The organism is Flavobacterium suaedae, from assembly GCF_014642915.1.
Classification (GTDB): Bacteria; Bacteroidota; Bacteroidia; order Flavobacteriales; family Flavobacteriaceae; genus Flavobacterium; species Flavobacterium suaedae.
Genome location: NZ_BMJE01000005.1, coordinates 1 through 25,859 on the forward strand (window position 1 = coordinate 1; position 25,859 = coordinate 25,859).

The window sequence follows — 25,859 nt, forward strand, 5'->3', positions numbered from 1 at the left end:
CGAGTACATCATCCAGTTAGTACCCCTTACCAATCCTGACGGGACACCGATTGTAGACCCTGATAGCGGTGAACCGGTAATGGGTCAGGTGCCAACTGAAGTTACCCGTGAGTTTAAGGCGCACTTTGCTCTTAAAAGATAGGTAAGTAAATAATGAAGAAATCGTAACTACAGACAATTTTAGTTCGTTTTGATAAAGATAAAAGCCTGCTCATTGAGCAGGCTTTTTGTTTTATGTATGAGGGGGGACTTTATACTTTGGTAATATATAGTTGTTATAAGTGATGGAAAAATGCTTGAAGTTTATTTAAGCTTATATGTTTTAAAAATGTTTATGTATTAAAACAAAAAAGCCTTACAGTATACTGTAAGGCTTTTTTAAAGTTGAGTTAGTTAAGTAATATATAATAGAATCTATTGATTGTTATATTGTTTTATAGCTTCTTTTAATATTTCTATAGAACGTATTAAATCTTCTTTCTTAAGTACATAGGCTATACGTATTTCGGTTATACCTACGTTTGGAGATGAATAGAAACCTGCGGCAGGGGCTACCATTATAGTTTCTCCGTCTAATTCAAAGTTTTCTAATAGCCACTGTGCGAATCTGTCTGCATCATCTATAGGCAGTTTTGCTATACAATAGAAAGCACCTTTAGGTACTGCTATTTTTACACCTTCTATCTGGCTGAGTCCGTTTATTAAAGTATCGCGTCTGTCTTTGTACTCTTTTATTACATCATCAAAATATGACTGTGGTGTATCAAGAGCTGCTTCACTAGCTATTTGTGCAAGGGTAGGAGGGCTTAGTCTTGCTTGTGCAAATTTCATTGCTGCTGACATTACAGCTTTGTTTTTAGACACTACACAGCCAATTCTTGCTCCGCACATACTGTAACGTTTAGAAACGGAATCAATCATTATGGCGTGTTCTTCTATCCCTGAAACATTCATTATAGAATAGTGTTCACCACCATCATAGGTAAATTCGCGATATACTTCGTCTGCTATTAGGAAAAGATCATGTTCTTTTACTAATTCAGCTAGTTGATGTATTTCTTCTTCTGTATAAAGGTATCCTGTTGGGTTACCGGGGTTACAGATTAATATTGCTTTTGTTTTTGGTGTAATCAGCTTTTCAAATTCTGAAATAGGAGGTAATGCAAAATCATCCTCTATTTTAGATATTACAGGTACTACTTTTACTCCTGAAGCTACCGAAAATCCATTATAATTGGCATAAAAAGGTTCGGGGATAATTATTTCATCTCCATTGTCCATAGTACTTCCCATAGCAAAAAGTAATGCTTCTGATCCACCCGTAGTGATAATGATATCGGCCATATCGACTTCAATATCATTTTTCTGGTAATATTCGGCAAGCTTTTTTCTATAGCTCTCCATACCTGCGGAATGGCTATATTCCAAAATTTCAGGAATGTTGTTTTTAACAGCATCAAGTGCTGCGACCGGACTTTTTATATCCGGCTGACCTATGTTAAGGTGATATACTTTAAGACCTTTTTCCTTTGCCGCTTCTGAAAAGGGAACCAACTTTCTTATCGGTGATTCAGGCATTTCTTGCCCTTTTAGAGATACTTTAGGCATAGCATAAAACTTTTATAAATGAGTTGGGCAAATTTGCAATATTTTTTACATATTCTGCAATAATATAGGGGTGAAATTTGATATTTATTAAACATAAATTGTTATAAAATAAAAAAGCTCCAAATTTCGGAGCTTTTTTATTTGTATGTTATTGTTTTTTACTGACTTGGCAATGCTTTTTTCTTTTCCAGTACATTTACATTTTCCGGTGCAACTACGTTTCCTTTTATCTTTATAGCCACAACTCCGTTTTCGTGGTTGGTAGCATTAGACATTATTGTGATAGTTTTGCGTATAGGTCCCGGACGCATATTGTATTTTACCTGAATAGTATCTGACTTACCCGGAAGGATAGGTTCTGTAGGTTTAGAAGGTACAGTACACCCACAACTGGACTTTACGTTACTTATCACTAAAGGCTCATCTCCTGTATTGGTAAACTTAATTGTACGAATACCATCATCTTCTCCTTTATACACTGTTCCGTAATCAATCTCATCAGATTCAAACTCAATCTGTGGTCCTGTTTGTGCATATGTAGCAGCAGATATAATTATGAATGCTACTAAACTTAATAGTTTTTTCATTAGTTGTTGTTTTTAATGAACGATATTGTAAAAATAATCAGTTTGCTTTAAAGCGCAAATATTGAATACTGTTTTTTTTAATTTATATATATGGTTACTTTTGCACAGAACAGTACAAAAATTACACCGTAATCATCGGGAATATTATACATTATAAAAAACTATGACAATTCCAGCGCAATTTGATGCCAAAGCGGCAGAGCAAAAATGGTATGACTACTGGATGAAAAATAATTATTTTCATTCTGAACCAGATGAAAGAGAGCCTTACACTATTGTAATCCCTCCGCCCAATGTAACGGGAGTCCTTCATATGGGGCACATGCTTAATAATACTATACAGGATGTACTTATCAGGAGAGCACGCCTTAAAGGCTATAATGCCTGCTGGGTTCCGGGTACAGACCATGCTTCTATTGCTACTGAGGCTAAAGTTGTAGCGAAACTGAGAGAGGAAGGAATTAAAAAGAGTGATTTAACTCGCGATGCATTTTTAAAGCACGCTTGGGACTGGACGGACAAGTATGGAGGTGTAATACTGGAGCAGCTTAAAAAACTGGGCGCTTCATGTGATTGGGAACGTACTAAGTTTACTCTGGATGATGATATGAGTGCTTCGGTAATACGTTCGTTTGTTGATTTGTACAACAAAGGATTAATATACAGAGGTTACCGTATGGTAAACTGGGATCCTGAGGCAAAAACAACACTTTCGGATGAAGAAGTACATTATGAAGAAAGACAAGGAAAATTATATCATTTAAAATATCAAATAGAGGGTTCGGAAGACTTTATTACTATAGCAACTACACGACCGGAAACGATTTTAGGAGATACTGCTATTTGTATTAATCCGAATGATGAGCGATATACACACCTTAAAGGTAAAAAGGCTATTGTACCGATAGTGAATCGTGTTATCCCTATTATTTTTGATGAGTATGTGGATATGGAGTTTGGTACAGGTTGCCTTAAAGTAACTCCTGCGCATGATGTAAATGATAAAGAGCTTGGCGAAAGACACAATCTTGAGATAATAGATATCTTTAATGAAGATGCTACATTAAACAGCCAAGGGTTACATTACCAAGGCAAAGACCGTTTTGTGGTTCGTGATGAAATATCACAAGAACTGGAGGACAAAGGTTACATGACTAAAGTAGAAATCCATGTAAATAAAGTAGGTACAAGTGAAAGAACTAAAGCGGTTATAGAGCCAAGGCTTTCTGACCAGTGGTTCTTAAAAATGAAAGACCTTGCAGCACCTGCTATTAAAGCTGTTTTGGAAACGGAAGAAGTAAAACTTCATCCTAAACGTTTTGATAATACCTACCGTCACTGGATGGAGAACATTCGTGACTGGAATATATCGCGCCAATTATGGTGGGGGCAGCAAATACCTGCTTATTACTATGGTGAGGGTAAAGAAGATTTTGTAGTTGCTGAAACTGCTGATAAAGCTCTCGAACTTGCTAAAGAAAGAACAGGAAATAGTAGCCTGACAGCTAATGACCTTAAACAAGACCCTGATGCACTGGATACTTGGTTCTCTTCATGGTTATGGCCTATGTCAGTTTTCGGAGGAATATTAGACCCTGAAAATGAAGAATATAAATATTATTACCCTACTAACGACTTGGTAACAGGTCCTGATATTCTTTTCTTCTGGGTTGCCAGAATGATTATGGCAGGGTATGAGTATGCAGGGGAGAAGCCTTTTACTAATGTTTACCTTACCGGCTTGGTTCGTGATAAGCAAAGACGTAAAATGTCTAAATCATTAGGTAACTCACCAGACCCATTAGAATTAATTGAAAAGTTTGGTGCTGATGGTGTAAGGGTAGGACTTCTGTTAAGTGCTTCTGCCGGTAACGATATAATGTTTGATGAAGAGCTTTGTAACCAAGGTAAAGGGTTTGCTAATAAAATATGGAACTCTTTTAAATTGATTCAGCAGTGGGAGGTAAGCGATATTGAGCAGCCTGACCACAGTAAAAAAGCGATTGAGTGGTATGAGGCTAAATTCCAGAAAACGCTTGCAGAAATAGAAGACCATTTTGAAAAGTACAGAATATCTGATGCGTTAATGGCTATATACAAGTTGGTATGGGATGATTTCTGTTCTTGGTTCTTAGAGATAATAAAACCTGCTTACCAAGCGCCAATTGATAAAGCTACTAAGGAAAAAGCTATTGAAATGCTTGAAAATAACCTTAAACTGCTTCATCCGTTTATGCCTTTCCTTACTGAGGAAATTTGGCAGTACATTGATGACAGAAGTACAGAAGAAGCTTTAATTGTATCGAAGTGGCCTGAGCGTAAAGAAACAAATGAAAGTATAGTAAACAGCTTTGAAATGGCTGCTGAAGTAGTTTCGGGTATCCGTTCTATAAGGAAAGATAAAAACATTCCGTTTAAAGATACTGTTTCGCTAAAAGTGGTTAATAATGAAAAGGCTACTACAGAATTTGACAGTATAATTACCAAGCTGGGTAATGTTGACGATTTAGAATACATAACTGAAGCTGTAAACGGTGCACTTACGTTTAGGGTAAAATCAAACGAGTACTATATTCCTGTTTCGGGAGCTATAAATGTAGAAGAGGAAATAGCTAAGCTTACAGAAGAACTTAACTATACAAAAGGCTTTTTAAAATCAGTGCAAGGTAAACTGAAAAATGAAAAGTTTGTAAATGGTGCTCCTGAAAAAGTGGTAGCTATGGAGAAACAGAAAGAAGCAGATGCTTTAGCTAAAATTGCTACTATAGAGCAAAGTTTAGCAAGTCTTAAATAATTTACTGAATAAAGTATAACTAAAAAAGCAGCCATAATGGCTGCTTTTTTTATCACTTAAATTGAAGTTACTTAATTGTAATAAGTAATATCTCTTTGCTCAACAAATTTTAATTCTCCGTCAATATATATACTTTTCTTAATCCAGTTGCCTTCTTTATCATAGTTATACGTATATTTTCTTTCCTCTATGGCTTTACCAATATTATTATATGTTCTTACACCGGTAACGTCACCATTTTCATTATACGTATAGTTTATTTTTAAAAACGGTTCTCCATTCTTCTGAACATCCCATGTTACTTTATTGCCTTTTCCATCATATACAAACTTTTCTATGGTTTCGCTATCATCATACGAGTCATAAGAAATTTTAGAAAGCATGTTTCCATTATCATCATAAGTCATTTTTCTTGAATACTCAACTTCTCCTTCTTTGCCTCTTGTCTCTTCTAAAATAAGATTGTCGCCTTTATATTCGTATTGAGTATTAAAAAGTATTTCAGAGTTCTTATCATAACGTGTATACGAAACCTTCTGATTATTCTCATTGTACTTATACGCATTTTTCACCACTACTTTATCATTATTCAGGTATAAGTTTTCACCTGTTAGGTTACCGTTATCATCATATACATAAGTTACTTTATCTACAAGCTTATCCTGCCTGTTAAAGGTTAACTTTTCAGCAAGTTTACCGGCTTCATACTTTAAAACTTTTCGATCTATCTGGCTGTTATCAGGATTTCTTCGGGTAATTGAAGTATTGTTCTCTCCTGATTCATTCCACTCAAAAACAGTTTTAATACCAGGCTCGTTATTTATGTACTGTATTTTTTCCAGTTTTTTGTTTTGTCCATTATATTTTGTCTGTTCATAAGGACCACCGGAACTATTTTGTTTTTTTTCTAAAACAAGCATACCCACTTCATTAAACTCTAAATCTTTATTATGCTCTGTAGAGATTTCATGCTTTATAATGTTTGCATCAAGATTTGTTTTATCTATTTCATTAGATTTTAAAGAAATAGATTTTACGTTTCCTTTAAGGCTGTAAAACTCCCAATCTGTATTGCTTCTGTCTATTATTTGCTCAGAAACCTTATCTTCTTTTTTGCAGGAAATCAGCACAAATAAAGCTATTGCCAGTGAATATGTATATTTCATTTTAAATTAGTGTTAAGTATTCAAAAATGTGACTTTTTTTGCAAACAAACAACTTATATAAAAACAAAATCCGCCCGGTAGGCGGATTAATATGTTTGTATGTTTTTCAGTATTATTGTGCTGTTGCGGCATCATACTTTTTAGCAACATTCTCCCAGTTTATTACATTGTAAAATGCATTAATATATTCTGGTCTTTTGTTTTGGTAGTTTAGGTAATAGGCGTGTTCCCAAACATCAAGACCAAGTATAGGAGTACCTTGTACTTCTGCGCCAGGCATTAATGGGTTATCCTGATTAGGTGTGTTGGTAACTTTTAGTTTACCGTCTTTATCAACTACTAACCATGCCCAGCCTGAACCAAACTGTTTAGAAGCTGCATCAGTAAACTGGGTTTTAAAGTTTTCAAAAGAACCTAAATCATTGTTAATTGCCTCTGCAAGTTTTCCACTTGGTTCACCGCCACCGTTAGGACCCATAACTTCCCAAAATAAAGAGTGGTTGTAATATCCGCCACCATTATTTCTTACAGCAGTATTATTCATGTCCAGTCCTTTAAGGATTTCTTCTATTGATTTGTTTTCCAAATCAGTTCCTTTTATAGCCTTGTTAAGTTTATTAGTATATCCCACATAGTGTTTCGAGTAATGTACTTCCATTGTTTTAGCATCTATATTTGGTGCTAAAGCATCGTAAGCGTAGGGTAGTGCTACTATTTGGAAACTACCCCCATCTGCTTTTACATCGGCAGGATTCCCCATTTCTGTAGTTGCTGTTTCTTCAACAGGTTCAGAAGGTACTTCTACTTCTTTTAAGTCGTTGTCGTTTTCTTTACAAGATTGAAATGCTGTTGTAAGTACAATTGCAGCAAATAAAACTTTTACTTTTTTCATAATTATTTTTTATTTAATTAGTGAATTTATAGTTTCTATATATAATTTTTTTGCTTCTTCAGGCGATAGGTGTTTTACTTGCATCCAGGCATTCATTTTAAAACCGTCACGCAAATCAGATGTTTGAAAGTAGCGTAACTGTTCTTTGCCTTGTGTTGCTTGTTTATAGTAGGCATAAACTCGCAACATCATATCCGGCGGAATAGATTCCGTCATATTAGAAGCTTTTTCATACGCCTCCTGAAAAAGGGTATCTAGGTCCTTTTCCTGCATTTACTATTTTGTTGCGATTATTGTTTTTCCTCCTACAGCTTTTTCATTCAGCTTTACATTTACTTCAGTACCTATAGGTAAAAATATATCTACTCTCGAACCAAATTTTATAAAACCGGCATCTGCACCTTGTACTACCTGCATACCTTCTTTAGCATAATTTACTATACGTCTTGCTAAAGCACCTGCAATTTGCCTGTATAACACGTCTCCAAACAGTTTTGTTTCTATAACTACAGTAGTACGCTCGTTTTCTTCACTTGCTTTTGGGTGCCATGCAACTAAATATTTACCTGCATGGTATTTACTGAATTTTATCAGTCCGTTTGCAGCGTAGCGCGTTACGTGTACATTTATAGGAGACATAAATATTGATACCTGAAGTCTCTTTTCTTTAAAATACTCAGGCTCATATACCTCTTCTATAACAACTATCTTACCGTCCACAGGAGCCAGTATATGATGGTCTGATACCTCTACGCTACGTTTAGGGTTTCTGAAAAACTGTAGCACGAGTATCATAAACACAAGTGCAAAAAATTGTATGGCTTTTACCAGCCAGTAGCTGTAAATATACTGTTCAGCTAATAAAACAACCGCAACACTTATGGTTAAGGTTATTAATATGATTTTGGCTCCTTCTTTATGAAACATAATTTATAATTTGAAGATACAAAAATAAGAAAGGTATTGCAAATATAATACTATCTAATCGGTCAAGTATTCCACCGTGTCCCGGCATAATATTTCCGCTGTCTTTTACTCCCGCCGTTCTTTTAAACTTTGATTCTACTAAATCGCCTGTACTGCCAAATATAACTAATACTGCAGCCATAATTACCCAGTGTACAACAGGTAAAAAGTTATAGAATGTACTAATTACATAGCCACACAAAATAGTGAAAACTAAACCGCCTATAAAACCTTCTACTGTTTTTTTAGGAGATATTTTTTCGTATAACTTATGCTTACCGAAATTCTTACCTACAAGATACGCAAAAGTATCGTTTGTCCACATAAGTATAAACATTCCTATTATTATGTTTGGGTTATAATCGTCCTGTAAAAAAGGAAGTTTAATAATAAGCAGAAATGGTATAATGATGTAACCGATTAAGGTAACGTATTTGGCAAGTGTATCTTTCTCCTTGCTTTTAACTGAAAAGAGTTCATACATTAATACAACTGACACAACAAGTGCGCCTATCGTTAAGAGTATATTATTAACAGGATTGTTGTTTACAATATAGCCAAATAGCAGGTAGCCTAAACCACCTAACAATATAGGCAGGGTTTGCTTTAAGCACACTAAGCGGCAAAATTCTGTTATAGCTATTAAAAGAAAAAGCCCGAAAAGTATGGAAAAACTAATAGGAGAATAATGGGTTGCACCTAAAAGCAGAATAATGTAAATAATGCCCGATAGTGCCCTTACAATGTTTTCCTTCATGTTACAGGTCTTCTAAAAGCAATAAGTAAAGGTTTTTAGGATCGGTTCCGTATTGTAAAAAATCTTCAACTTTTGCTTTTTCAAAATATTTAATGGTAGTAATATTAGTAGGATATTCTTTCTCGTATTTTTGTTTTATAAACCTAAGTCCGTCACTTTTTGCTTTTACAATTTGGCTTGTAGTAGCAAAAATTACAATGTTAGCAGGAAGTTCATTAGGCTTATTTTGTTTAATTTGTTTTGAAGACAATAATATAGAGCCTTCATTTGCTATTAAGTTTTCACAGCCTGCCAATAAAAATTTTGGTTTTTTAGGGCTGTTATACATTAACTTGTTTTCTTCTAAAAGGCCATATAGCTTCTCGTTATAGCAAAGTGCTTCGCACTCAAACCAATCGTTTTCTTCCAGTATGTTCAGGAATTGCTCATGTACTTCAGAAAGATTGTCACAATACAGAAATTTACCGCCATTTTTTTTGAAATTGGTAGTAAAAAGTTCATCGGTAGGCAGTTGTTCTTCCGGAAGAAAAGGACTGGACTCTGATTTTTTTTCTTCATTAGTAACATCTGTCCCGCCGCCAAAAATTCTTTTAAAAAGCCCCATATATTGTGTTATATTCCCTATAATTTATGCAGAAGTAACCCAAAGATAAAAAAATCTTAATTCAATTAAAGAATCGAATTAAGATTTTTATAAAATTTTAGGTTTAGCCTGGTATTAAAGCTCAGTACTTACTTCAGGTTCTGGACTTTGAAAAGGTCTTTGTCCGAATATTTTTTCAAGATCATCTTTAAAGATAACTTCTTTTTCAATTAAAATATCAGCAAGTTGTATAAGCTTATCTTTATTTTCTTCTAATATTTTAATAGCTCTTAAGTACTGTGCCTCTATTAATTCAGATATTTCTTTGTCAATAGTTTTTGCAGTTTCCTCAGAGTATGGTTTAGAGAAGTTATATTCACTTTGTCCGCTTGAATCGTAATACGTAATATTACCAAGCTTGTCGTTAAGACCGTATATAGTAACCATTGCACGTGCCTGCTTTGTAACCTTTTCAAGGTCGCTCAATGCTCCTGTAGATATTTTATCAAAAATAACTTTCTCGGCAGCACGTCCGCCCATAGTAGCACACATTTCATCAAGCATTTGGTCCGGTCTTACTATAAGCCTTTCTTCCGGTAAGTACCATGCAGCACCTAAACTTTGCCCTCTTGGTACTATAGTTACTTTTACCAATGGGTGAGCGTGTTCCAGCATCCAGCTTATAGTTGCATGACCTGCTTCGTGTATTGCAATAGCTCTTTTTTCTTCTTTAGATATAATTTTATTCTTCTTTTCAAGACCGCCAACAATTCTGTCAACAGCATCAAGGAAGTCTTGTTTATCTACAGCTTTCTTATCTTTTCTGGCAGCAATAAGCGCTGCTTCGTTACATACATTAGCAATATCAGCACCAGAGAATCCAGGTGTTTGTTTTGCAAGGAAATCAGTATCTAAATCTTCTGATTTTTTAAGAGGCGTTAAATGTACCTCAAAAATTTCTTTACGCTCTCTAATATCCGGCAGGTCAACATAAATCTGTCTGTCAAAACGTCCTGCACGCATTAATGCTTTATCCAACACATCCGCACGGTTGGTTGCAGCAAGCACAATTACGTTAGTATTTGTGCCGAAACCATCCATCTCGGTAAGTAACTGGTTCAGGGTGTTTTCACGTTCATCATTAGAGCCTGAGAAGTTATTTTTACCACGAGCACGACCAACGGCATCAATCTCATCAATAAATATAATTGCAGGAGATTTTTCTTTGGCTTGCTTAAAGAGGTCTCTTACTCTTGAAGCACCTACACCCACAAACATTTCAACAAAATCAGAACCAGAAAGTGAGAAGAAAGGTACTTTTGCCTCACCTGCAACAGCTTTTGCAAGTAATGTTTTACCTGTACCGGGAGGTCCTACCAGTAATGCTCCTTTTGGTATTTTACCACCAATACTGGTATATTTTTCAGGGTTTTTCAAGAATTCTACTATTTCCTGTACTTCTTCTTTAGCGCCCTCTAATCCTGCAACATCTTTAAATGTAACTTTAATATCGTTCTTCTCATCAAAAAGTTTAGCTTTTGATTTTCCGATATTAAATATCTGTCCGCCACCACCGGCAGCACCGCCACCAGCCATACGGCGCATCATGAATATCCATAAAGCTACTAATACAAGTATTGGTAATAATGTAAGGAATAAATCGCCCCACATACTTTCAGGCTCAGGGTTGTAAACATTTAACTTCCCTTCTTCAAGCGCTGTGTCCAGTCTTTTCTGAAAAAGTTCAGAGTTACCGATTTCAAGCGAATAGTGCGGTCCTTTATTTTGATTACCAAAAACGTCTTTTTTAACGTCTTTATGCTCTTCATCATTTTTAAGAGCATCTTCTTTTAAGTATACTTTAGCTGTAGACTGGCTAAATGTTACCTTGTCTACTTCACCTTTATCTAAATAATTATAGAATTTAGAAAGAGAAGTAGGCTTTGGGTCAGTCCATGATGATCCTCCGCTTGCAAGGCTTATTGCCATAAATACGGCTATTATACCTGCGTATATAAGCCAAGGACTTATTTTAGTTTTATTCGGTTTATTATCTTTTTTAGACATGTAGTGCTACTGTTGTTATTAATTTTTGGTTTCTATAGATGTTATTTTTGCATCTCCCCATAGGCTTTCAATATTGTAATACTCTCTAACATGCTTTTGGAAAACATGTACTACAATGTTCACATAGTCCATAAGTACCCATTCGCCGTTGTCTGTACCTTCTACATGCCAAGGCTTATCGTGAAGTGCTTTTGAAACTGTTTTTTGAATGGATTGTACTATGGCATTTACTTGTGTGTTAGATGTACCGTTGCATATTACAAAATAGTCGCAAACAGTATTTTCTATAGCCCGTAAGTCAAGAATATCTATATCATTACCCTTTACGTTTTCTATTCCTTTGATGATGTTTGTTAGTAGATCATCTGTGCTAATTTTTTTTTCTGCCATTTAAAATTTATATATACCACAAAGTTATCATTTTTTGTATTTATTTTTGAACCTTAACATAAGATTAAAAAGATATACACTGAAATTTTCTAATGAATATCATCAAACTCAATGCCATTCACTCTACAAACGACTATTTAAAAGAGTTGTTACACATACAATTACTGGAAAATTTTACTGTTGTTGTTGCAGAACATCAAACTAAAGGGAAAGGGCAAATGGGGGCTGTTTGGAGTGTAGAACCGGGTAAGAACCTAACGTTTAGTGTATTGGTTAAAGATGCTGTGCCTGAAATTAATACCATTTTTAACCTTAATGTAGCAGTTGCGCTTAGTGTCGCTAAAACATTAGAGTATTTTAATGTGCCGAATATTAAAATAAAATGGCCTAACGACATTTTGACAGGTAATAAAAAAACAGCAGGGATTTTAATTGAAAATAATATAGGCAGTAATGGCGCTATCCATTCTATTGTAGGGATAGGATTAAATGTAAACCAAAGTAATTTTAACGGACTGCCAAAAGCTACATCTATGTCAGTTGAAGTGGGGGAGGAGTTTAATAAAGAGCAGGTATTACATAAAATACTGGAATACCTGAAATTGTATGTTATGGCTATGCAAAGTAATACTACAGAATTGCTTTGGGATGAGTACCACTTAAAACTATATAAAAAAAATATACCCATGACTTTTGAAAAAAATAATTCAAAATTCATGGGTATTATAAAAGGCGTTTCGCGAACAGGTCAACTACAAGTACAACTTGAAGATGATTCTGTTGTTGAGTATTCAGTTAAAGAAGTACGATTGTTATATTAGTTACTTTCTTTAAAAATATCGTCCTCGTCTTCTTCTATTTCAAAATCATTGATTAAAAAATCAATAACCAGTTCTATAGTATTACCATCTTTATCCATTCCCCAGTAGGCAGGGTAATAGCCATCTCCCCAACCGGAAGCAAACATTATAGCATTATTATCAGAATCCTTATTTGGGTGATGGTCATTCCAGTCACCTAATTCTCTTGAAAAAGTGTTCTTACCTGAATATTCTCTAAATTCATCTGCCAGTACCTCATCATAGTAATTTGATTCAGGCGAATTTATTTGTAAAGCATCTATTTTAGAAATAAGTTCTTTGTTTGTTTCTTCATCAATAAAGCAAGCCAACCCGGATTCTACAGGAAAGCCGAAAAACTCATCTTCATCAAGGTCATTCGCTTCTTCGGGTGTTATATCGTCTGTAAGTGCTAATATCCATCTGGTAGCCTCTTCAGGTCTGAATTTAATTTTAGCATAAGCTACTCTATGATGAAGTTTGTCAATTTCAGACATGTAGATGTAAACAGGATATTTTTCAGGCTCAACTGTTTTGGCAAGAGGTCTTTGCTCATGTGTAAAGAAAGGATCTCCAACAATTATTTTTCCTGTAGGTAGGTTTAGGTCACCTATATGTATTTCAACCAGTTCCTGAGTTTCCATATCGTCCTCAAGGTTATATTGAATTTCTATATTATCTTTATTCTTCATGTTTGTTTTTATAATGGTAAGTTGAAATTACAAAATCCTTATCTGTAATTATGGTTATTTATAAAATCTTTAACCTCTAAATAAAATTAATCTTCTTCGGTTTCTCCTTCTTCATAAGAAGGCTCCATTTTTACGGGTATATCCAGCATGGGGCTGAGTGTAGGGATAACCTTTCGCATTGTAGTTATATTATTCCCTGAAGGATCTATAAAATACCAGCTATCTCCATTATCCATAGAAACGGCTATAAGCATAGAGTTAGCTGTAACCGTACCGTTAGGGGTTTCCATTTCTATCATTTGTTGCAAAGTGCATTGCATTTGCCCTTCATACAATATAATTTCCGAAGGTTCTCCGTAGCTTGCATCTGTAAACTTAATACCATCTTCTTTTAGTAACCCGAAACTTCTTTTTATTTCTGATACCATGTGCTCTTTTCCGCCCATCATTGTAACAACAGTAGGATGGCTGTAGCTTGCAAACTTTTCATAGTTGCCTGATACAAAAGCATCTCCCATTTTGTTTGCTTCTTTTAATACGGTTATATCTATATCACCATTAGTTGACTGGGCATTACATATAAATAGCTGTGCTAATAAAAGTAAAAGCAGTATTCTTTTCATTGCATTGTTTTTTATAAAAGTAATAAAAAAGCCTTTTAGTGGTAAACTAAAAGGCTTTAAATAACGGTATTGTTTTATTACAGTTTGTGCATATTGCCAGCTAAAGTTTCTAAAAACTTAGTGATAGGTCCTTTTACCATCATAGCCATCATAGCGTTAAACTGTCCTTCGAAGTGTAGTTGTACTTCACTTGAGTTTTCAGATAGCTCTTTTATATTTCCAGTAAGTGTAAATGGAAGTTTATCACTAGCTGCTCCTAAAACTAACTGGTTATAAGGACTCTTTTCCTTCATTTTCAGTTTAATTTCAGGCATGCCTTTTAAAGCAAAGATGAAAGATTCATCTCTTGTAACTTCAAACTTAGCGATATTATCCGGCATAAGTTTTTCAAAGTTCTTTACCTCAGATAGTGATTCAAATATATATTGTTGCGATTTTTCAACCGTAACTTTTGGACTGTCTAAATTCATATTGCAATATTTTTTTAGTAAATACTATTATTTACCCCACTCAGCAGGGTTTTTTCTCCATTCTTTTAAAGTTTCCTGCTCTTCTTGCGTAATGTAGCTTTTTGCAGCAGCAAGTTCAAGCAGGGTGTCATAGTTGCCTAGTGTATTAAGCTGTACTCCGGTATTTTTAAAGTTCTCGGTAGAAACATCAAAACCATAGGTGAAAATAGCAACCATGCCTTCAACCTCGGCGCCGGCAGCTTTAAGTGCTTCAACAGCTTGTAAGCTGCTTTTCCCCGTACTTATTAAGTCTTCTACAACAACTACTTTTTGTCCTTCCTGTAAAGAACCTTCAATTTGGTTTTGTCTGCCATGCTTTTTAGGCTCAGGGCGAACATATACAAAAGGCAGGTTCATAGCCTCGGCAACCAGCATGCCTATACCAATAGCTCCTGTAGCTACACCGGCAATAACATCAGGCTTACCATATTTTTCTTCTATTTTTTTTGCAAATTCCTGTTTTATATAACCTCTTATTTCAGGAAATGAGAGTGTTATTCGGTTATCACAATAAATAGGAGATTTCCAGCCTGAAGCCCATGTAAAAGGATTTTTGGGATTTAATTTAATTGCGTTTATTTGCAAAAGCAACTCGGCTGTTTTTTTAGCTGTGTCTGTGTTGAAAATCATACTGCAAATGTATAAAGTTTTTGTAAACGATAAGCCGCTTTTTTTAACAAATAAGGTTGAAAAAGAAACCGATTTTCAGATTTTTTTACTGGAAAGCGTAGACATTGAACAACTTATTATAAAAATGTTCAGTAACAAGGTAAATAAGGCACTTTTATATTACCCTGATGAAAAAGCTATCCTTAAAAAAATGAAGCAGAAAATTGCTGTTGCCAAAGCCGGTGGCGGACTTGTTTATAATGATAAAGGAAAGGCTCTTTTTATTTTTAGGAATGGTAAGTGGGACTTACCTAAAGGCGGTACTGAGAAAGGCGAAAGCATGAAGGAAACTGCCATTCGTGAAGTAGAGGAGGAGACAGGTGTAAAAGGGCTTGAAATAACAGACAAGCTACAAAAAACCTATCATGTATTTAAGCGTAACGGGCAGTATAAGCTAAAGGTTACCACTTGGTACAGAATGAAAACATCATATAATGGTGTAGTGGAAGGGCAGCAAGAGGAAGGTATAGAAAAGGTAGCTTGGTTAAAGCCTGCTGAAATTAAAGAAGCACTTACAAACTCTTACGAAAATATAAAACTGTTGTTTGAGAAAGAGTCAGTTTTAGCTGAATAGGTTTTATTGTTTATATGTTTTGTATATATTGTCTAATAAAACATGTGTAAACTTCTCTTCTTCACTGCGATTACCAAACCAGTTGAAGGGTGAATTGCCTATAAAGGCACGAGTAGGGGTTATACAATTAAAATAGATACACTTATTTTCATAAAAAATAACCATATCACGCCCCCAGTGATTATTGCGCCAACTCATAGGTTTAGATAAAATACTATGTGACTTTCTGTTAGATTCAATATACCAACCCAACTCTTTAGCGGATTTCATTACTAATTTTTTGTTCTGAGAAATATCAATTCCTTTTATTGATACTAAATGATTATTGTTTTTTAAGGCATAAAAAATTAAAAACCCAAAGATAATTGCAATTATAATTGCAACAACATTGAAAATAGAAATGTCTTCTGTAATAAGTTTTACAGAAGACATTATAACTACAATAAGCAGAGATAATATAAAAGATGCATAATAGATATAATACCAAACTTTATCATCTAAATCACGATTAAATACTGTTCTTTGTTGTGATATAGAGTTTTTAATATCTAAAGAGTCTGTATCCATAATTTTTATTCTACTCTAACTGAATCAGGAACTAATATAGTATAATCACCACCGTTACGTAGTACATCGCGCACTATGCTGGAGCTGATATAGGATGTTCGTGCTGCGGTAAGTAAAAATACTGTTTCAATTTTAGAAAGTTCACGGTTAGTATGGGCTATAGCCTTTTCAAACTCAAAATCGGCGGGGTTACGTAACCCTCTTAATATAAACTGAGCGCCTACTTTATGGCATAAGTCAATAGTTAAGCCCTTGTAGGTAATAACCTCTACTTTAGGTTCATCTTTAAAAGCTTCCTCAATAAAACGTTGCCTTTCGCCAATAGGGAACATATATTTCTTCTCGGCATTTACACCAATGGCAACAATAATTTTATCAAAAAGTTTAATGCCTCTGTTAATAATGTCGTAATGCCCAAGTGTTATAGGGTCAAATGATCCGGGAAATACAGCAATATTCATTGTATATTTAGTTTTTGCAGGTGTCTATAGTTATTAAAAGTAGCGAATTATTTTTGTTTTTTGTTTAAAGCCAGCTCAATAGCATTATCAAAAAGTTCTTGTAATGATATACCTGCTTCGCGTGCTTGTTGCGGTAATATACTTTCAGCAGTTAAACCGGGAACGGTGTTAAGTTCCAATAAGTAAGGCTCGTTATCAACAATAATAAATTCAGAACGGGTTAGTCCCTCTATTTTTAAAACTTCATAGATTCTTTTAGCGGTAGCTGCCACTTTTTCAGTTAGCTTATCAGCTATTCGGGCAGGGGTTATTTCCTGCGATTTACCTAAATACTTAGCATCGTAATCAAAGAACTCGTTTTCCGATACGATTTCTGTCATAGGCAGTACCGTGACAACACCTTTATAATTAATTACACCTACTGATACTTCTATACCGTCAAGAAAGCTCTCTATAAGTATTTCGCTATCTTCAGTAAATGCTTTTTCTATAGCAGGTGCTAGCTCTTCTTTTGTTTTTACTTTAGATATTCCAAAACTGGAACCTGCTCTGTTAGGTTTAACAAAACATGGTAGCCCTATTTTATTTAGTATAGCTTCTTCATTAATAGCATCATCTAAGTTTATGTATTGCGAAGTAGCCATTTTTATCCCGTATGGTTTTAATACAGACAGAAAATCACGCTTATTAAATGTAAGTGCCGAAAGGTAATGGGTGCATGATGTATGTTTAATACCTAAAAGCTCTAAATAAGCCAAAAACAATCCGTCTTCTCCCGGGGTACCGTGTATGGCATTAAAAACCACATCAAAAGTAAGCTTACTGCCATTATAATCATCAACAGAAAAATCGTGTTTATTTATTGGGTACTCTGTTTCATCATCAGTTACCATAACCCATTTTTCTTTAAAAATGTGTACTCGGTATAAATTGTATTTAGTATTATCCAGGTTGCGGTATACTACGTTTCCGCTTTTTAAGGATATTTGGTATTCACTGGAATACCCGCCCATAATAATGGCAACATTTTTCATTGGCTTACGTTAGGTAATTAAATTGCTTAACACAAAAATATCAATTAATTATTCAAACTTATAAGTTTGGTAATATTTATATCTTTGCCAAAATTAACTGCCCATGAGCCTTAAACGTTTTTTAACCAGTAAAACATTTGCATTGCAGCTTGCACTTGCAGTAATTATAGTAGTTGTGGTAGTGTATGCCGCCTTAAAATGGCTGGATAGCACCACTAATCACGGGCAGGAAATACCAGTGCCTAACCTGAGTAAAAAACTAATTTCTGACGCTGAGAAAGAACTTGGAAAGGTAAACCTGCAATATGTAATATTAGATACTGTTGATTATAATGAAGCATACCCTCCATACAGTATAGTACAACAAGACCCTTTACCAGAGGTTAATGTAAAAGAAAACAGAAAGGTATACATAAAAATTAATGCAGGAGGCTATAACGATGTTCGTATACCTGATTTGGTACAAAAAACATACAGACAAGCAGAGCATAACCTTATAGCACTAGGGTTAAAAATAGGTAAGAAAACATATAAGCCATACTTGGCAAAAGATGTAGTATTAGAAATGTCACAAAATGGTAAAAAATTAAAGTCTGGCGATTTTGTAAAAAAATCATCTACAATAGACTTGGTTTTAGGTGATGGAAAAACAGGCTATCAAGGCTATGAGAGTGATGATATAGACACTACTACAGATACAGAAGAATCAGAAGAAAATTAGAATGACTGATATAAATACAGGAGTAGAGCAGGAAGAAATGGACGATGAGTTATATGAACATCATCGTTTTGAAGCAGGTAAAGGGCAATCTCCTTTACGGGTAGATAAGTTTTTAATGAACTTAGTTGAAAATGCTACCCGAAATAAAATTCAACAGGCAGCGGCAGCAGGTAACATTTATGTAAATGATGTTGCAGTAAAATCGAACTATAAAGTTAAGGCTAATGATGTAGTGCGCGTATTACTTTCGCACCCACCTTATGAACAACTTTTAGAGCCTGAAAATATTCCGATTAATATAGTTTATGAAGATGACCAGCTTTTAGTGGTTAATAAACCTGCCGGAATGGTGGTACACCCCGGGCATGGTAATTATTCGGGTACTTTAGTAAATGCACTTGCTTACCATTTTGAGAATTTACCGCTTAACAGTAGTGAAAGACCGGGATTGGTGCACCGTATAGATAAAGACACTTCGGGACTTTTGGTTATAGCCAAAACTGAGGAGGCTATGACGCATCTTGCAAAACAGTTTTTTGATAAAACCAGTGAAAGAGAATACATTGCTTTAGTATGGGGTAATGTTGAAGAAGATGAGGGTACTGTAGAAGGGCATATAGGGCGTCACCCTAAAGACAGGATGCAAAATACAGTATATGCCGATGGCAGTGAGGGAAAACCTGCTGTTACGCATTATAAAGTATTAGAACGTTTTGGCTATGTAACCTTAGTTTCGTGTAAACTGGAAACAGGACGTACACACCAAATACGTGTGCACATGAAGTACATAGGGCACACACTATTTAATGATGCCCGGTATGGCGGCGATAAAATACTAAAAGGAACTACATTTACTAAATACAAACAATTTATCGACAACTGTTTTAAAACCTTACCAAGACAAGCACTGCATGCCAAAACCTTAGGTTTTGAACACCCTGTAACTAAAGAATTTTTACGTTTTGATACAGAATTACCTCAGGATATACAAGACTGTATTGAAAAATGGAGAACCTATGCCAAATCCAGACAGATAGAAGAAGAATAGTAGGGGATAGCAATAATTTCAGTAAATTACTGTTTTTTAAAGTAAACTTGAAATTATGAAGTCTACCTGCCTATTACTTGTATTAGTTTGTTTTTCTGTATTTTCACTTTCCGCTCAAGAGGTTATGCAATTTGAGAAGGCTAAGGAAAAAGGTATTTACCCTGCTGTGGAAGAGAATTATAAAAGTGCTGTTCATGCTGATAGTACAAAGGCAGTTTTTGTAACTGAAGCAGATATTAATAAACACATCCAAACGTATCAGAAATTTATTCAGGGATTAGGTCATTTCCTTCAGGAAAAAGGTCTTGAATGGGAGGAGAGTATGCATTGTTTTAACCGTATTTATATTAATGCTAACGGTACTATAGAATATTTTTTATATCAATTTAAAAGGGATATTCCTCTGGAAAAAGAGGAAAAGTTTATAACGCTTGTTAAAGAGTATATAAAAGCAAATAAGTTTGGTATTACAGCTCCTGAAAATTTCTCTCAATGTAGTCCTGTAGTTTATCCTAAAGTAATTAAGTAGTCTTAGTAAAGCCAAGCAATTTATTTACTATAGCCAGTGTACTGCTTATACCTGCACCCAGCATTGCTATTCTGTCATAACTGTCTTTATTAAGGTACATTAATAAAACTAATGTACTTACTACCACAATTATTATCGGCATTTTCAGGGTGTTAAACATTCCTCTTTTACTTGTTTTTATAAACTCACTTATAAATTTTTTATCGCGTTTGTTTTGTACTATAATATAGTGCCCAAAACAAGTATCAGCAATGCAAAGCCTTCCTGTAGCTTCATTACAATATATGTAACCCAACTCTATAAGCTCTATTAATTTGTCTTTATTTTTATAGTTTACAAAATTGTCTTGAGCAAAGTCAAACAATATTGGTTTTAAATGATCTGGTACATTACCCCATTTTTCCTTATACTTTTCATCAAAATTTATCAGGTTATAGTTTAGTATAAAACTTTCTCTTTCTATAGGCGGTATTTCGTTTATATCGTTCCTAAAAGCCTTTCTTAAACGTATATTATCTTCCTCTGATTCAGTTAATCTAAACACCTCATCTTTATCAGGGAATACAGGTAATGATAGTTTTTTAGTATTGCTTTTTATTTCGAAAAACTTTTGTTGGCACAGGTATATAAGGTCATAAAAAAAGAAACGATTCCCAAAATAGTTTATAAAACCATATATAATACTAAATAGTATAACTACTATAAATAATAAAATAAGGATTGATTTAGAGTCTATACTACCTGTTTTAGACTTAATAAAGAGGCTGGGTAAGGGGTAATCAAGTTTTTTATTTTCTTTATTATTAAACACAAAGCTTTTTATTTCTTCAGCAGTAGGTTTATCCAGTAATCCTAAATCTGCAACATCTACCCCCTGGGTTGGCTTATAGCGTTCTTTAATTGTATTTTCTTTACAATTACATCCATATATTTTGGTTATAAATTGTTCAGAATCTTCATTTACAACTGTATTATCTTTGGTTTTATCTAAAGGCGGGCAATGCCAGGAAGAGAGATTATGTACTTCGTTTACATATATTGCACTACATAATATAAAGGGAAAAATGATAAAGTATTTTGCCAGCATACTACTAAAAAATAACCCGTAGCTTCTTCTGTTAATTTTACTGCAAGGGGCAGGCTGTAAGTAATCTTTAAAAAGTGTATCGTAATGCAGGCGATATATACTAATTAGTAAAAAATGCACTACAAACAGTAATAAAAAGCCATATAAGGGTTTCTCAATATGAAATAAGAATACTGATGTTATACAACTTATAGTAATAATTATAAAAAACTTTGTTAGTATGCTTTTACAGTTAGTGGCAGGTGTTCTGGGCGAGTTTAATAATATAAGGTCTATAAAGGCAGTGTTTAAACCTATTACTATACAGCTTACAAATCCCAAAGAAGGATATATAAACCATATTAAAAGCATTAACAATATAGCAATACTATTTATTTTTATAAGTAGATTGTATTTAACTGTATTGCCACTATTTGGGAACAGATAATAAAAGTGTTTTCGGGAAAAGAAGTTACATTTTCCTTGATGTATAAGGGCTGAATACAGTAACATTATTCCCAGAATAAACATCCCATAGATTATAGTAATAAGAAAAGTGTTTGAAAAAGTAAATACAGAAAGTTTTTCTGTAAAAGTAAGATCGCGAATAGCTACAATATATAGTGGTATTTCACTGGTTGCATTTTTATTTGTAATTTTTTTACCGTAGGCCTGGTAGGAAACTCCCTGATATTTTAATACAAATGGTTCTCCATTACTGCCTTTTGATATAAGGTCTCGTAATCCGTAATTATCAGAAGTTTGATTCAGTAAATCCTGATAAAGACTTTTATTAGGGTCGCTTTGTACTAAAACTTTACCCTCGCTATCTATAATTAAATAATCAGTGCCCGGCGGAATTTTCATGTCTTCCTGAAAGGCAGGTTTAAAAGCCATAACCTGAATAGTATCACTACTTTTTTTAATAGCTCTGATTATTTGGTATTCATTTCTTTCTCTTGAAAATACAGCTCTTATTAGAGTACTGTCAATTGCTGTTTTGTCTGACATTGCTATTTTAAAATAGTCCCGGTCAGCATATGTTCTCAGTAATTGAGTCTCTTTTTTATCAAAAGCAGATATCATCAACCCTTGTTTGTTCATTACTGAAAAACCGTCTAATAAAGCAGGATAAGCTATATCATCAATACTAATTGATGCTTTTTGGCTTCCTGCTTCGTCTTCGCTGTATATATTAAATGTAAATTCTTTAGTTTTTTGGTTATAATTTATTTTTTTATCCAGAATTGAAGTTTTTATTTTTCTTGAAGGATTTTCGTTAATACTGTCAAACCTTTTTATAGCTGCATAAGCATTATTATAAGACTTTATCTGTGCAGGAAGAAGATTGTCTATTCTATTAACGATTTCATACAAGTCTGCTTCGGTATTGTTTTTTATAGTCCTGTCCCATAAAAATACTGACGAAAGTGTGATTAAAAGTGCCGCAATAGCCCCAATAGAGAAAATAACACTAATTAAATCTCTTTGATGTACCAACTCTCTGTAACTGCTTAATATAGGCTTTATAAGAGATATGCTTAGCATTAAAAGTATTGCAAAAGAAAGAGATAAAATTAATAAACTAGGTCTTATTGACCTTACAGATGAATCAAAATAAGCCTGAGGTATACCGGCAGCAATAGTCAATACTATTCCGTTTTCTATGCCATTTTCACTATATACTTTTAACTTTCCGGAGTAGTAACGGTAGGTTGAATTTTCAAATTGAAAAGGTCCGTTACTATCGCAGTTTTCTTTTAAACTCTTTCTGTCTTTTAGCGTTATATTTTCAGAAAACAGCGTTTCCTTATCCTTAATAATAGTAAAAGAATTAAAGTTTGTAAATGAAGGTATTTTATCCCAAAAATTATTCAGGTTTACATATATAGTGTCTAAAATATATCCGTTAAGTACATTATTATTAGTTTCTTTAACCTCTATTTTTCTTGTTATTTTTAAAGTAGAAGGATCATTTTTTTTGAGAGCTATGTTTTGTATTAAAATATTATCAATATAATATTTAGCTTTTAGTCTTTCTTGTCCAATATCTATATATGTGCTATAGTATGTATTTTTATTGTTTATAGCCGGTTTTATGGTAATTGCTGTACTATCAGGTATTTCTTCCCAGTTTATAGTCTTAACCTTATTATCAATATAATCAGAAAGTTGCTGTTTTACACTCATAAAAACAGCCATATTTTTAGCATCTTCTCTGGTTGATTGTTTGGGTAAAATAACTAATAAATATGCAGCAACAGCTCCTGCAATTATTAGTATGGTTACCATAAGAGCAGAGTGTTTTTTTAAGCTATCGGTAAAGTTTCCCCAAGGCATAATACAGGATTTATTTTATGTTAGCTAATAACATGTAAATGTATGAAGCTGATATAAATACCAAATACCTAATAGTGGGGATTTATAAAAAAGCGCCCTGCAAAAGCAGGGCGCTAACAATCATTAATCAACTAAATAAAACAAAATTATACTTTTACAAACTGTAGCTCTATCTGTAACTTTACCTCATCACCAACTAAAACGCCACCTGTTTCCAAAGCAGAGTTCCAGGTAAGCCCGAAGTCTTTACGGTTTAACTTTCCTGTTGCAGAAAGACCGGCTTTTACATTACCCCAAGGGTCTTTACCTGTACCGCCAAAATCTACAGTAAGAGTTATCGGCTTTTTAGTCCCTCTAATACTAAGGTCTCCTGTAAGTGTATATTCACTGTCACTATTTTTAGTGAATGATGTAGAAGTGAAAGTAATTTTTGGGTGTTGTTCACCATCAAAAAAATCACCGCTTTTTAAATGGTTATCCCTGTCATTATTTCCTGTACTTACAGAATCAATATTCGCACTGAAATTAAATGTTGCATTTTCAAAATTATCTTCTTCTGTTTCAGCAGTAGCTTCAAACTGTGTAAAGTTTCCTGAAAGGTTAGTAAACATCATGTGTTTTACTTTAAAACCTATTTCTGAGTGTGTTGGGTCTACTACCCATTTTGTAGTTGCCATATTTTTAAATTTTTGTGTTACTATTTTTATTTATAACCTTCTTAAAGCCATAGGTACTTCCATTAAAAGTATTTCGCTGTTTTCGGATGTTGCTCCTATTTGTATATTTTCTACATCCCAAACTCCCAAGCCGTCACGGCGGTTAAGTTCAACGCCATTAACGGTAAAGCTACCTTCCAGTATAAAAGCATAAACGCCATTGCCCTCTTTTTTAAGAGTATATTCGGTGGTAATATCGTTATCAAACTTCCCTAAATGAAACCATGCATCCTGATGTATCCATACACCTTCATCTTCAGGGTTAGGCGATAGTATTTGTTGTAGTTTATTCTCTCTGTCAGATTTGGTTAATGTTATTTGATCATATCGTGGGTCAACATTTTGCTTGTTAGGGAATATCCATATCTGTAAAAACTTAGTAAGCTTGTCCTCGTTACGGTTATACTCACTATGTTGCACACCTGTACCGGCACTCATTACCTGTATATCTCCTTTTTTAATAACAGCAGTATTGCCCATACTGTCCTTATGTTCTAAATCACCCTCCAGCGGAATAGATATAATTTCCATATTACTGTGCGGGTGTGTACCAAATCCCATTCCTGCAGCTACCTCATCATCATTTAGTACGCGAAGTACCCCAAAGTGCATCCTGTCAGGGTTATGGTAATTAGCAAAACTAAAAGTGTGGTGAGAGTCTAACCAACCGTGATTAGCATGTCCTCGTGTTTCTGCTCTGTGTAAAACTGTATTTTCCATAATTAAAGATTTAGTATTGGGCAGGTGGTTGTAGCCTACCTTTTCAGTTGTTAGTTTATTGTTTGTATTTAATTTGCTGCCAATAGCTGTAGAAGTGATTAACATTCCTGTGCCTAACAGGCTCTTTTTAATGAAATCTTTTCTGTCCATAGCTCATTGCTTTATGATTACAGTACAAATTTCCGAAACAGGGCGTACCTGTGCATTGAACTAGAACAAGAAATAAAATTAGTGTACAGTTAACGGTTTTCAGTTAACAGGATAGTTAGCTAACGCCTAATGGCTGTTGGCTTTTGCCTTTTACTGTTTCTTTGCTAATTTTTTACGGACTTTACTTAGAAATTCGGGAGAAATGCCTAGGTAAGAAGCTATGTAGTGCTGTGCCACACGTTGCGGAAGGGTAGGGTAGTGCTCTAAAAATTCAAGGTACTTTTCCGTAGCAGATTTTACTATGGTATCAAAAAGTCTGTTTTGTGTTACGGTAAGGTGACGATATAGTAATATCCTGAAAGCTCTTTCAAAGCGGGGTGCTCTTTTAAACAATTCCTCTTTACTTTCGGGGGAAAATATTAAAAATTTACAGTCTTCAAGCGTTTCAATAAAAATTCTACTGGGAGAGTTTTCATATATACTGAATGATATATCGCTTACCCATGCATCTTCTGTAGCAAACTGTAAAATAACTTCAGCACCTTTATCGTCTATATAGTATTTGCGTAGACAGCCCTCTACAACAAAGGCTTCAAAATTGCAGATTTCGCCTTCATGGAGCATTATGGTTTTCTTAGGGACTTCTTTATACTCCAGCAACGAGTTAAGAATTTCAAGTTCCTGTTCACTAAAATGAACATAGCGACTTATACTATGATTTATTTGCTGGTAAGCATCCATGTTTTTGTAAGGCTTTGTAGCAAATATAACGAATAGGGAAATAAAAAACG

The 25,859-nt window shown here is 34.3% G+C and carries 27 protein-coding genes; 6 read left to right on the plus strand and 21 right to left on the minus strand.

The features are described 5' to 3' along the window. Nucleotides 1-414 precede the first annotated feature (414 nt). Together IEW45_RS10165 and IEW45_RS10170 are read right to left on the minus strand one after the other, a co-directional pair. Nucleotides 415-1,608 (minus strand): pyridoxal phosphate-dependent aminotransferase, encoded by a 1,194-nt coding sequence (locus IEW45_RS10165; RefSeq protein WP_188621146.1) that lies wholly within the window; start codon nt 1,606-1,608, stop codon nt 415-417. 158 nt (nt 1,609-1,766) lie between these two features. Beyond that, nucleotides 1,767-2,195 (minus strand): DUF1573 domain-containing protein, encoded by a 429-nt coding sequence (locus IEW45_RS10170; RefSeq protein WP_188621147.1) that lies wholly within the window; start codon nt 2,193-2,195, stop codon nt 1,767-1,769. 163 nt (nt 2,196-2,358) lie between these two features. Between IEW45_RS10170 and IEW45_RS10175 the strand changes: the two genes are divergently transcribed. Continuing rightward, entirely contained in the window at nt 2,359-4,989 is a 2,631-nt protein-coding gene (locus tag IEW45_RS10175) for a valine--tRNA ligase (RefSeq protein ID WP_188621148.1), read from the plus strand. A gap of 71 nt (nt 4,990-5,060) precedes the next feature. Here the strand turns inward: IEW45_RS10175 and IEW45_RS10180 are convergent, their stop codons facing one another. The 8 genes from IEW45_RS10180 to rsfS all read right to left on the minus strand — a co-directional run bounded on the left by IEW45_RS10180 (nt 5,061) and on the right by rsfS (nt 11,810). Next, nucleotides 5,061-6,155, minus strand: coding sequence for a hypothetical protein (locus IEW45_RS10180; protein ID WP_188621149.1), 1,095 nt, complete (start codon nt 6,153-6,155; stop codon nt 5,061-5,063). 112 nt (nt 6,156-6,267) lie between these two features. Further along, entirely contained in the window at nt 6,268-6,915 is a 648-nt protein-coding gene (locus tag IEW45_RS10185) for a superoxide dismutase (RefSeq protein ID WP_229665938.1), read from the minus strand. Nucleotides 6,916-7,056: 141 nt separating this feature from the next. Further along, entirely contained in the window at nt 7,057-7,320 is a 264-nt protein-coding gene (locus tag IEW45_RS10190; protein WP_188621151.1) for an acyl-CoA-binding protein, read from the minus strand. A 3-nt stretch (nt 7,321-7,323) separates the two neighbouring features. Beyond that, a complete protein-coding gene (locus IEW45_RS10195; protein WP_188621152.1) occupies nt 7,324-7,974 on the minus strand; it encodes a phosphatidylserine decarboxylase family protein in 651 nt (216 codons plus the stop codon). Further along, on the minus strand, nt 7,964-8,770 hold the full coding sequence (locus tag IEW45_RS10200) for a phosphatidate cytidylyltransferase (RefSeq protein ID WP_188621153.1): 807 nt from the start codon (nt 8,768-8,770) through the stop codon (nt 7,964-7,966). The genes IEW45_RS10195 and IEW45_RS10200 overlap by 11 nt, the downstream gene beginning before the upstream one ends. A 1-nt stretch (nt 8,771) precedes the next feature. Then, complete coding sequence (locus IEW45_RS10205) at nt 8,772-9,374, minus strand: lactate utilization protein B/C (protein WP_188621154.1); 603 nt, start codon at nt 9,372-9,374, stop codon at nt 8,772-8,774. A gap of 114 nt (nt 9,375-9,488) precedes the next feature. Then, nucleotides 9,489-11,420, minus strand: a complete 1,932-nt coding sequence (ftsH, locus tag IEW45_RS10210; protein WP_188621155.1) for an ATP-dependent zinc metalloprotease FtsH — start codon at nt 11,418-11,420, stop codon at nt 9,489-9,491. Nucleotides 11,421-11,438: 18 nt separating this feature from the next. Next, on the minus strand, nt 11,439-11,810 hold the full coding sequence (rsfS, locus tag IEW45_RS10215) for a ribosome silencing factor (protein ID WP_188621156.1): 372 nt from the start codon (nt 11,808-11,810) through the stop codon (nt 11,439-11,441). A 92-nt stretch (nt 11,811-11,902) separates the two neighbouring features. Between rsfS and IEW45_RS10220 the strand changes: the two genes are divergently transcribed. After that, the gene (locus IEW45_RS10220) at nt 11,903-12,631 is read left to right on the plus strand and encodes a biotin--[acetyl-CoA-carboxylase] ligase (protein WP_188621157.1); all 729 of its coding nucleotides are present in this window, start codon (nt 11,903-11,905) and stop codon (nt 12,629-12,631) included. On the opposite strand, the gene IEW45_RS10225 is transcribed toward IEW45_RS10220, so the two are convergent. The 4 genes from IEW45_RS10225 to pyrE form a co-directional block, all read right to left on the minus strand. Further along, nucleotides 12,628-13,341: a DUF4241 domain-containing protein gene (locus tag IEW45_RS10225; RefSeq protein ID WP_188621158.1), complete on the minus strand. Its 714-nt coding sequence runs from the start codon at nt 13,339-13,341 to the stop codon at nt 12,628-12,630. The two genes, IEW45_RS10220 and IEW45_RS10225, sit on opposite strands and share 4 nt — an antisense overlap. 86 nt (nt 13,342-13,427) lie before the next feature. Then, nucleotides 13,428-13,964, minus strand: a complete 537-nt coding sequence (locus IEW45_RS10230) for a hypothetical protein (protein WP_188621159.1) — start codon at nt 13,962-13,964, stop codon at nt 13,428-13,430. Between the two features lie 77 nt (nt 13,965-14,041). Continuing rightward, nucleotides 14,042-14,434 (minus strand): SRPBCC family protein, encoded by a 393-nt coding sequence (locus IEW45_RS10235; RefSeq protein ID WP_188621160.1) that lies wholly within the window; start codon nt 14,432-14,434, stop codon nt 14,042-14,044. A gap of 27 nt (nt 14,435-14,461) precedes the next feature. After that, a complete protein-coding gene (gene pyrE, locus IEW45_RS10240) occupies nt 14,462-15,103 on the minus strand; it encodes an orotate phosphoribosyltransferase (RefSeq protein WP_188621161.1) in 642 nt (213 codons plus the stop codon). Between the two features lie 7 nt (nt 15,104-15,110). On the opposite strand from pyrE, the gene IEW45_RS10245 reads away from it, so the two are divergent. Then, a complete protein-coding gene (locus IEW45_RS10245) occupies nt 15,111-15,716 on the plus strand; it encodes an NUDIX hydrolase (protein ID WP_188621162.1) in 606 nt (201 codons plus the stop codon). A gap of 3 nt (nt 15,717-15,719) precedes the next feature. On the opposite strand, the gene IEW45_RS10250 is transcribed toward IEW45_RS10245, so the two are convergent. The 3 genes from IEW45_RS10250 to IEW45_RS10260 are packed head-to-tail and all read right to left on the minus strand — an operon-like array spanning nt 15,720 to nt 17,778. Next, nucleotides 15,720-16,283 (minus strand): hypothetical protein, encoded by a 564-nt coding sequence (locus IEW45_RS10250; RefSeq protein ID WP_188621163.1) that lies wholly within the window; start codon nt 16,281-16,283, stop codon nt 15,720-15,722. 5 nt (nt 16,284-16,288) lie between these two features. Further along, nucleotides 16,289-16,744 (minus strand): pantetheine-phosphate adenylyltransferase, encoded by a 456-nt coding sequence (gene coaD, locus IEW45_RS10255; protein ID WP_188621164.1) that lies wholly within the window; start codon nt 16,742-16,744, stop codon nt 16,289-16,291. 47 nt (nt 16,745-16,791) lie between these two features. Beyond that, a complete protein-coding gene (locus tag IEW45_RS10260) occupies nt 16,792-17,778 on the minus strand; it encodes a D-alanine--D-alanine ligase (protein WP_188621165.1) in 987 nt (328 codons plus the stop codon). A gap of 103 nt (nt 17,779-17,881) precedes the next feature. Here IEW45_RS10260 and IEW45_RS10265 point away from each other — a divergent pair, with 103 nt between their 5' ends. From IEW45_RS10265 to IEW45_RS10275, 3 genes are read left to right on the plus strand one after another with little or no spacing between them, the layout of a single operon-like run. Next, entirely contained in the window at nt 17,882-18,499 is a 618-nt protein-coding gene (locus IEW45_RS10265; RefSeq protein ID WP_188621166.1) for a PASTA domain-containing protein, read from the plus strand. A gap of 1 nt (nt 18,500) precedes the next feature. Then, entirely contained in the window at nt 18,501-19,547 is a 1,047-nt protein-coding gene (locus IEW45_RS10270) for an RluA family pseudouridine synthase (protein WP_188621167.1), read from the plus strand. A gap of 55 nt (nt 19,548-19,602) precedes the next feature. Next, nucleotides 19,603-20,076 carry a hypothetical protein gene (locus IEW45_RS10275; RefSeq protein ID WP_188621168.1) on the plus strand — a complete coding sequence of 158 codons (474 nt, stop codon included), beginning with the start codon at nt 19,603-19,605 and terminating at the stop codon, nt 20,074-20,076. Here the strand turns inward: IEW45_RS10275 and IEW45_RS10280 are convergent. The 4 genes from IEW45_RS10280 to IEW45_RS10295 all read right to left on the minus strand — a co-directional run bounded on the left by IEW45_RS10280 (nt 20,069) and on the right by IEW45_RS10295 (nt 25,809). Continuing rightward, complete coding sequence (locus IEW45_RS10280) at nt 20,069-23,482, minus strand: hypothetical protein (RefSeq protein ID WP_188621169.1); 3,414 nt, start codon at nt 23,480-23,482, stop codon at nt 20,069-20,071. The genes IEW45_RS10275 and IEW45_RS10280 overlap by 8 nt on opposite strands. Nucleotides 23,483-23,628: 146 nt before the next feature. Next, on the minus strand, nt 23,629-24,159 hold the full coding sequence (locus tag IEW45_RS10285; protein WP_188621170.1) for a YceI family protein: 531 nt from the start codon (nt 24,157-24,159) through the stop codon (nt 23,629-23,631). A 30-nt stretch (nt 24,160-24,189) separates the two neighbouring features. Next, a complete protein-coding gene (locus tag IEW45_RS10290) occupies nt 24,190-24,918 on the minus strand; it encodes a pirin family protein (RefSeq protein ID WP_229665939.1) in 729 nt (242 codons plus the stop codon). A gap of 300 nt (nt 24,919-25,218) precedes the next feature. Beyond that, nucleotides 25,219-25,809: a Crp/Fnr family transcriptional regulator gene (locus IEW45_RS10295; protein ID WP_188621172.1), complete on the minus strand. Its 591-nt coding sequence runs from the start codon at nt 25,807-25,809 to the stop codon at nt 25,219-25,221. Nucleotides 25,810-25,859: the final 50 nt, after the last annotated feature.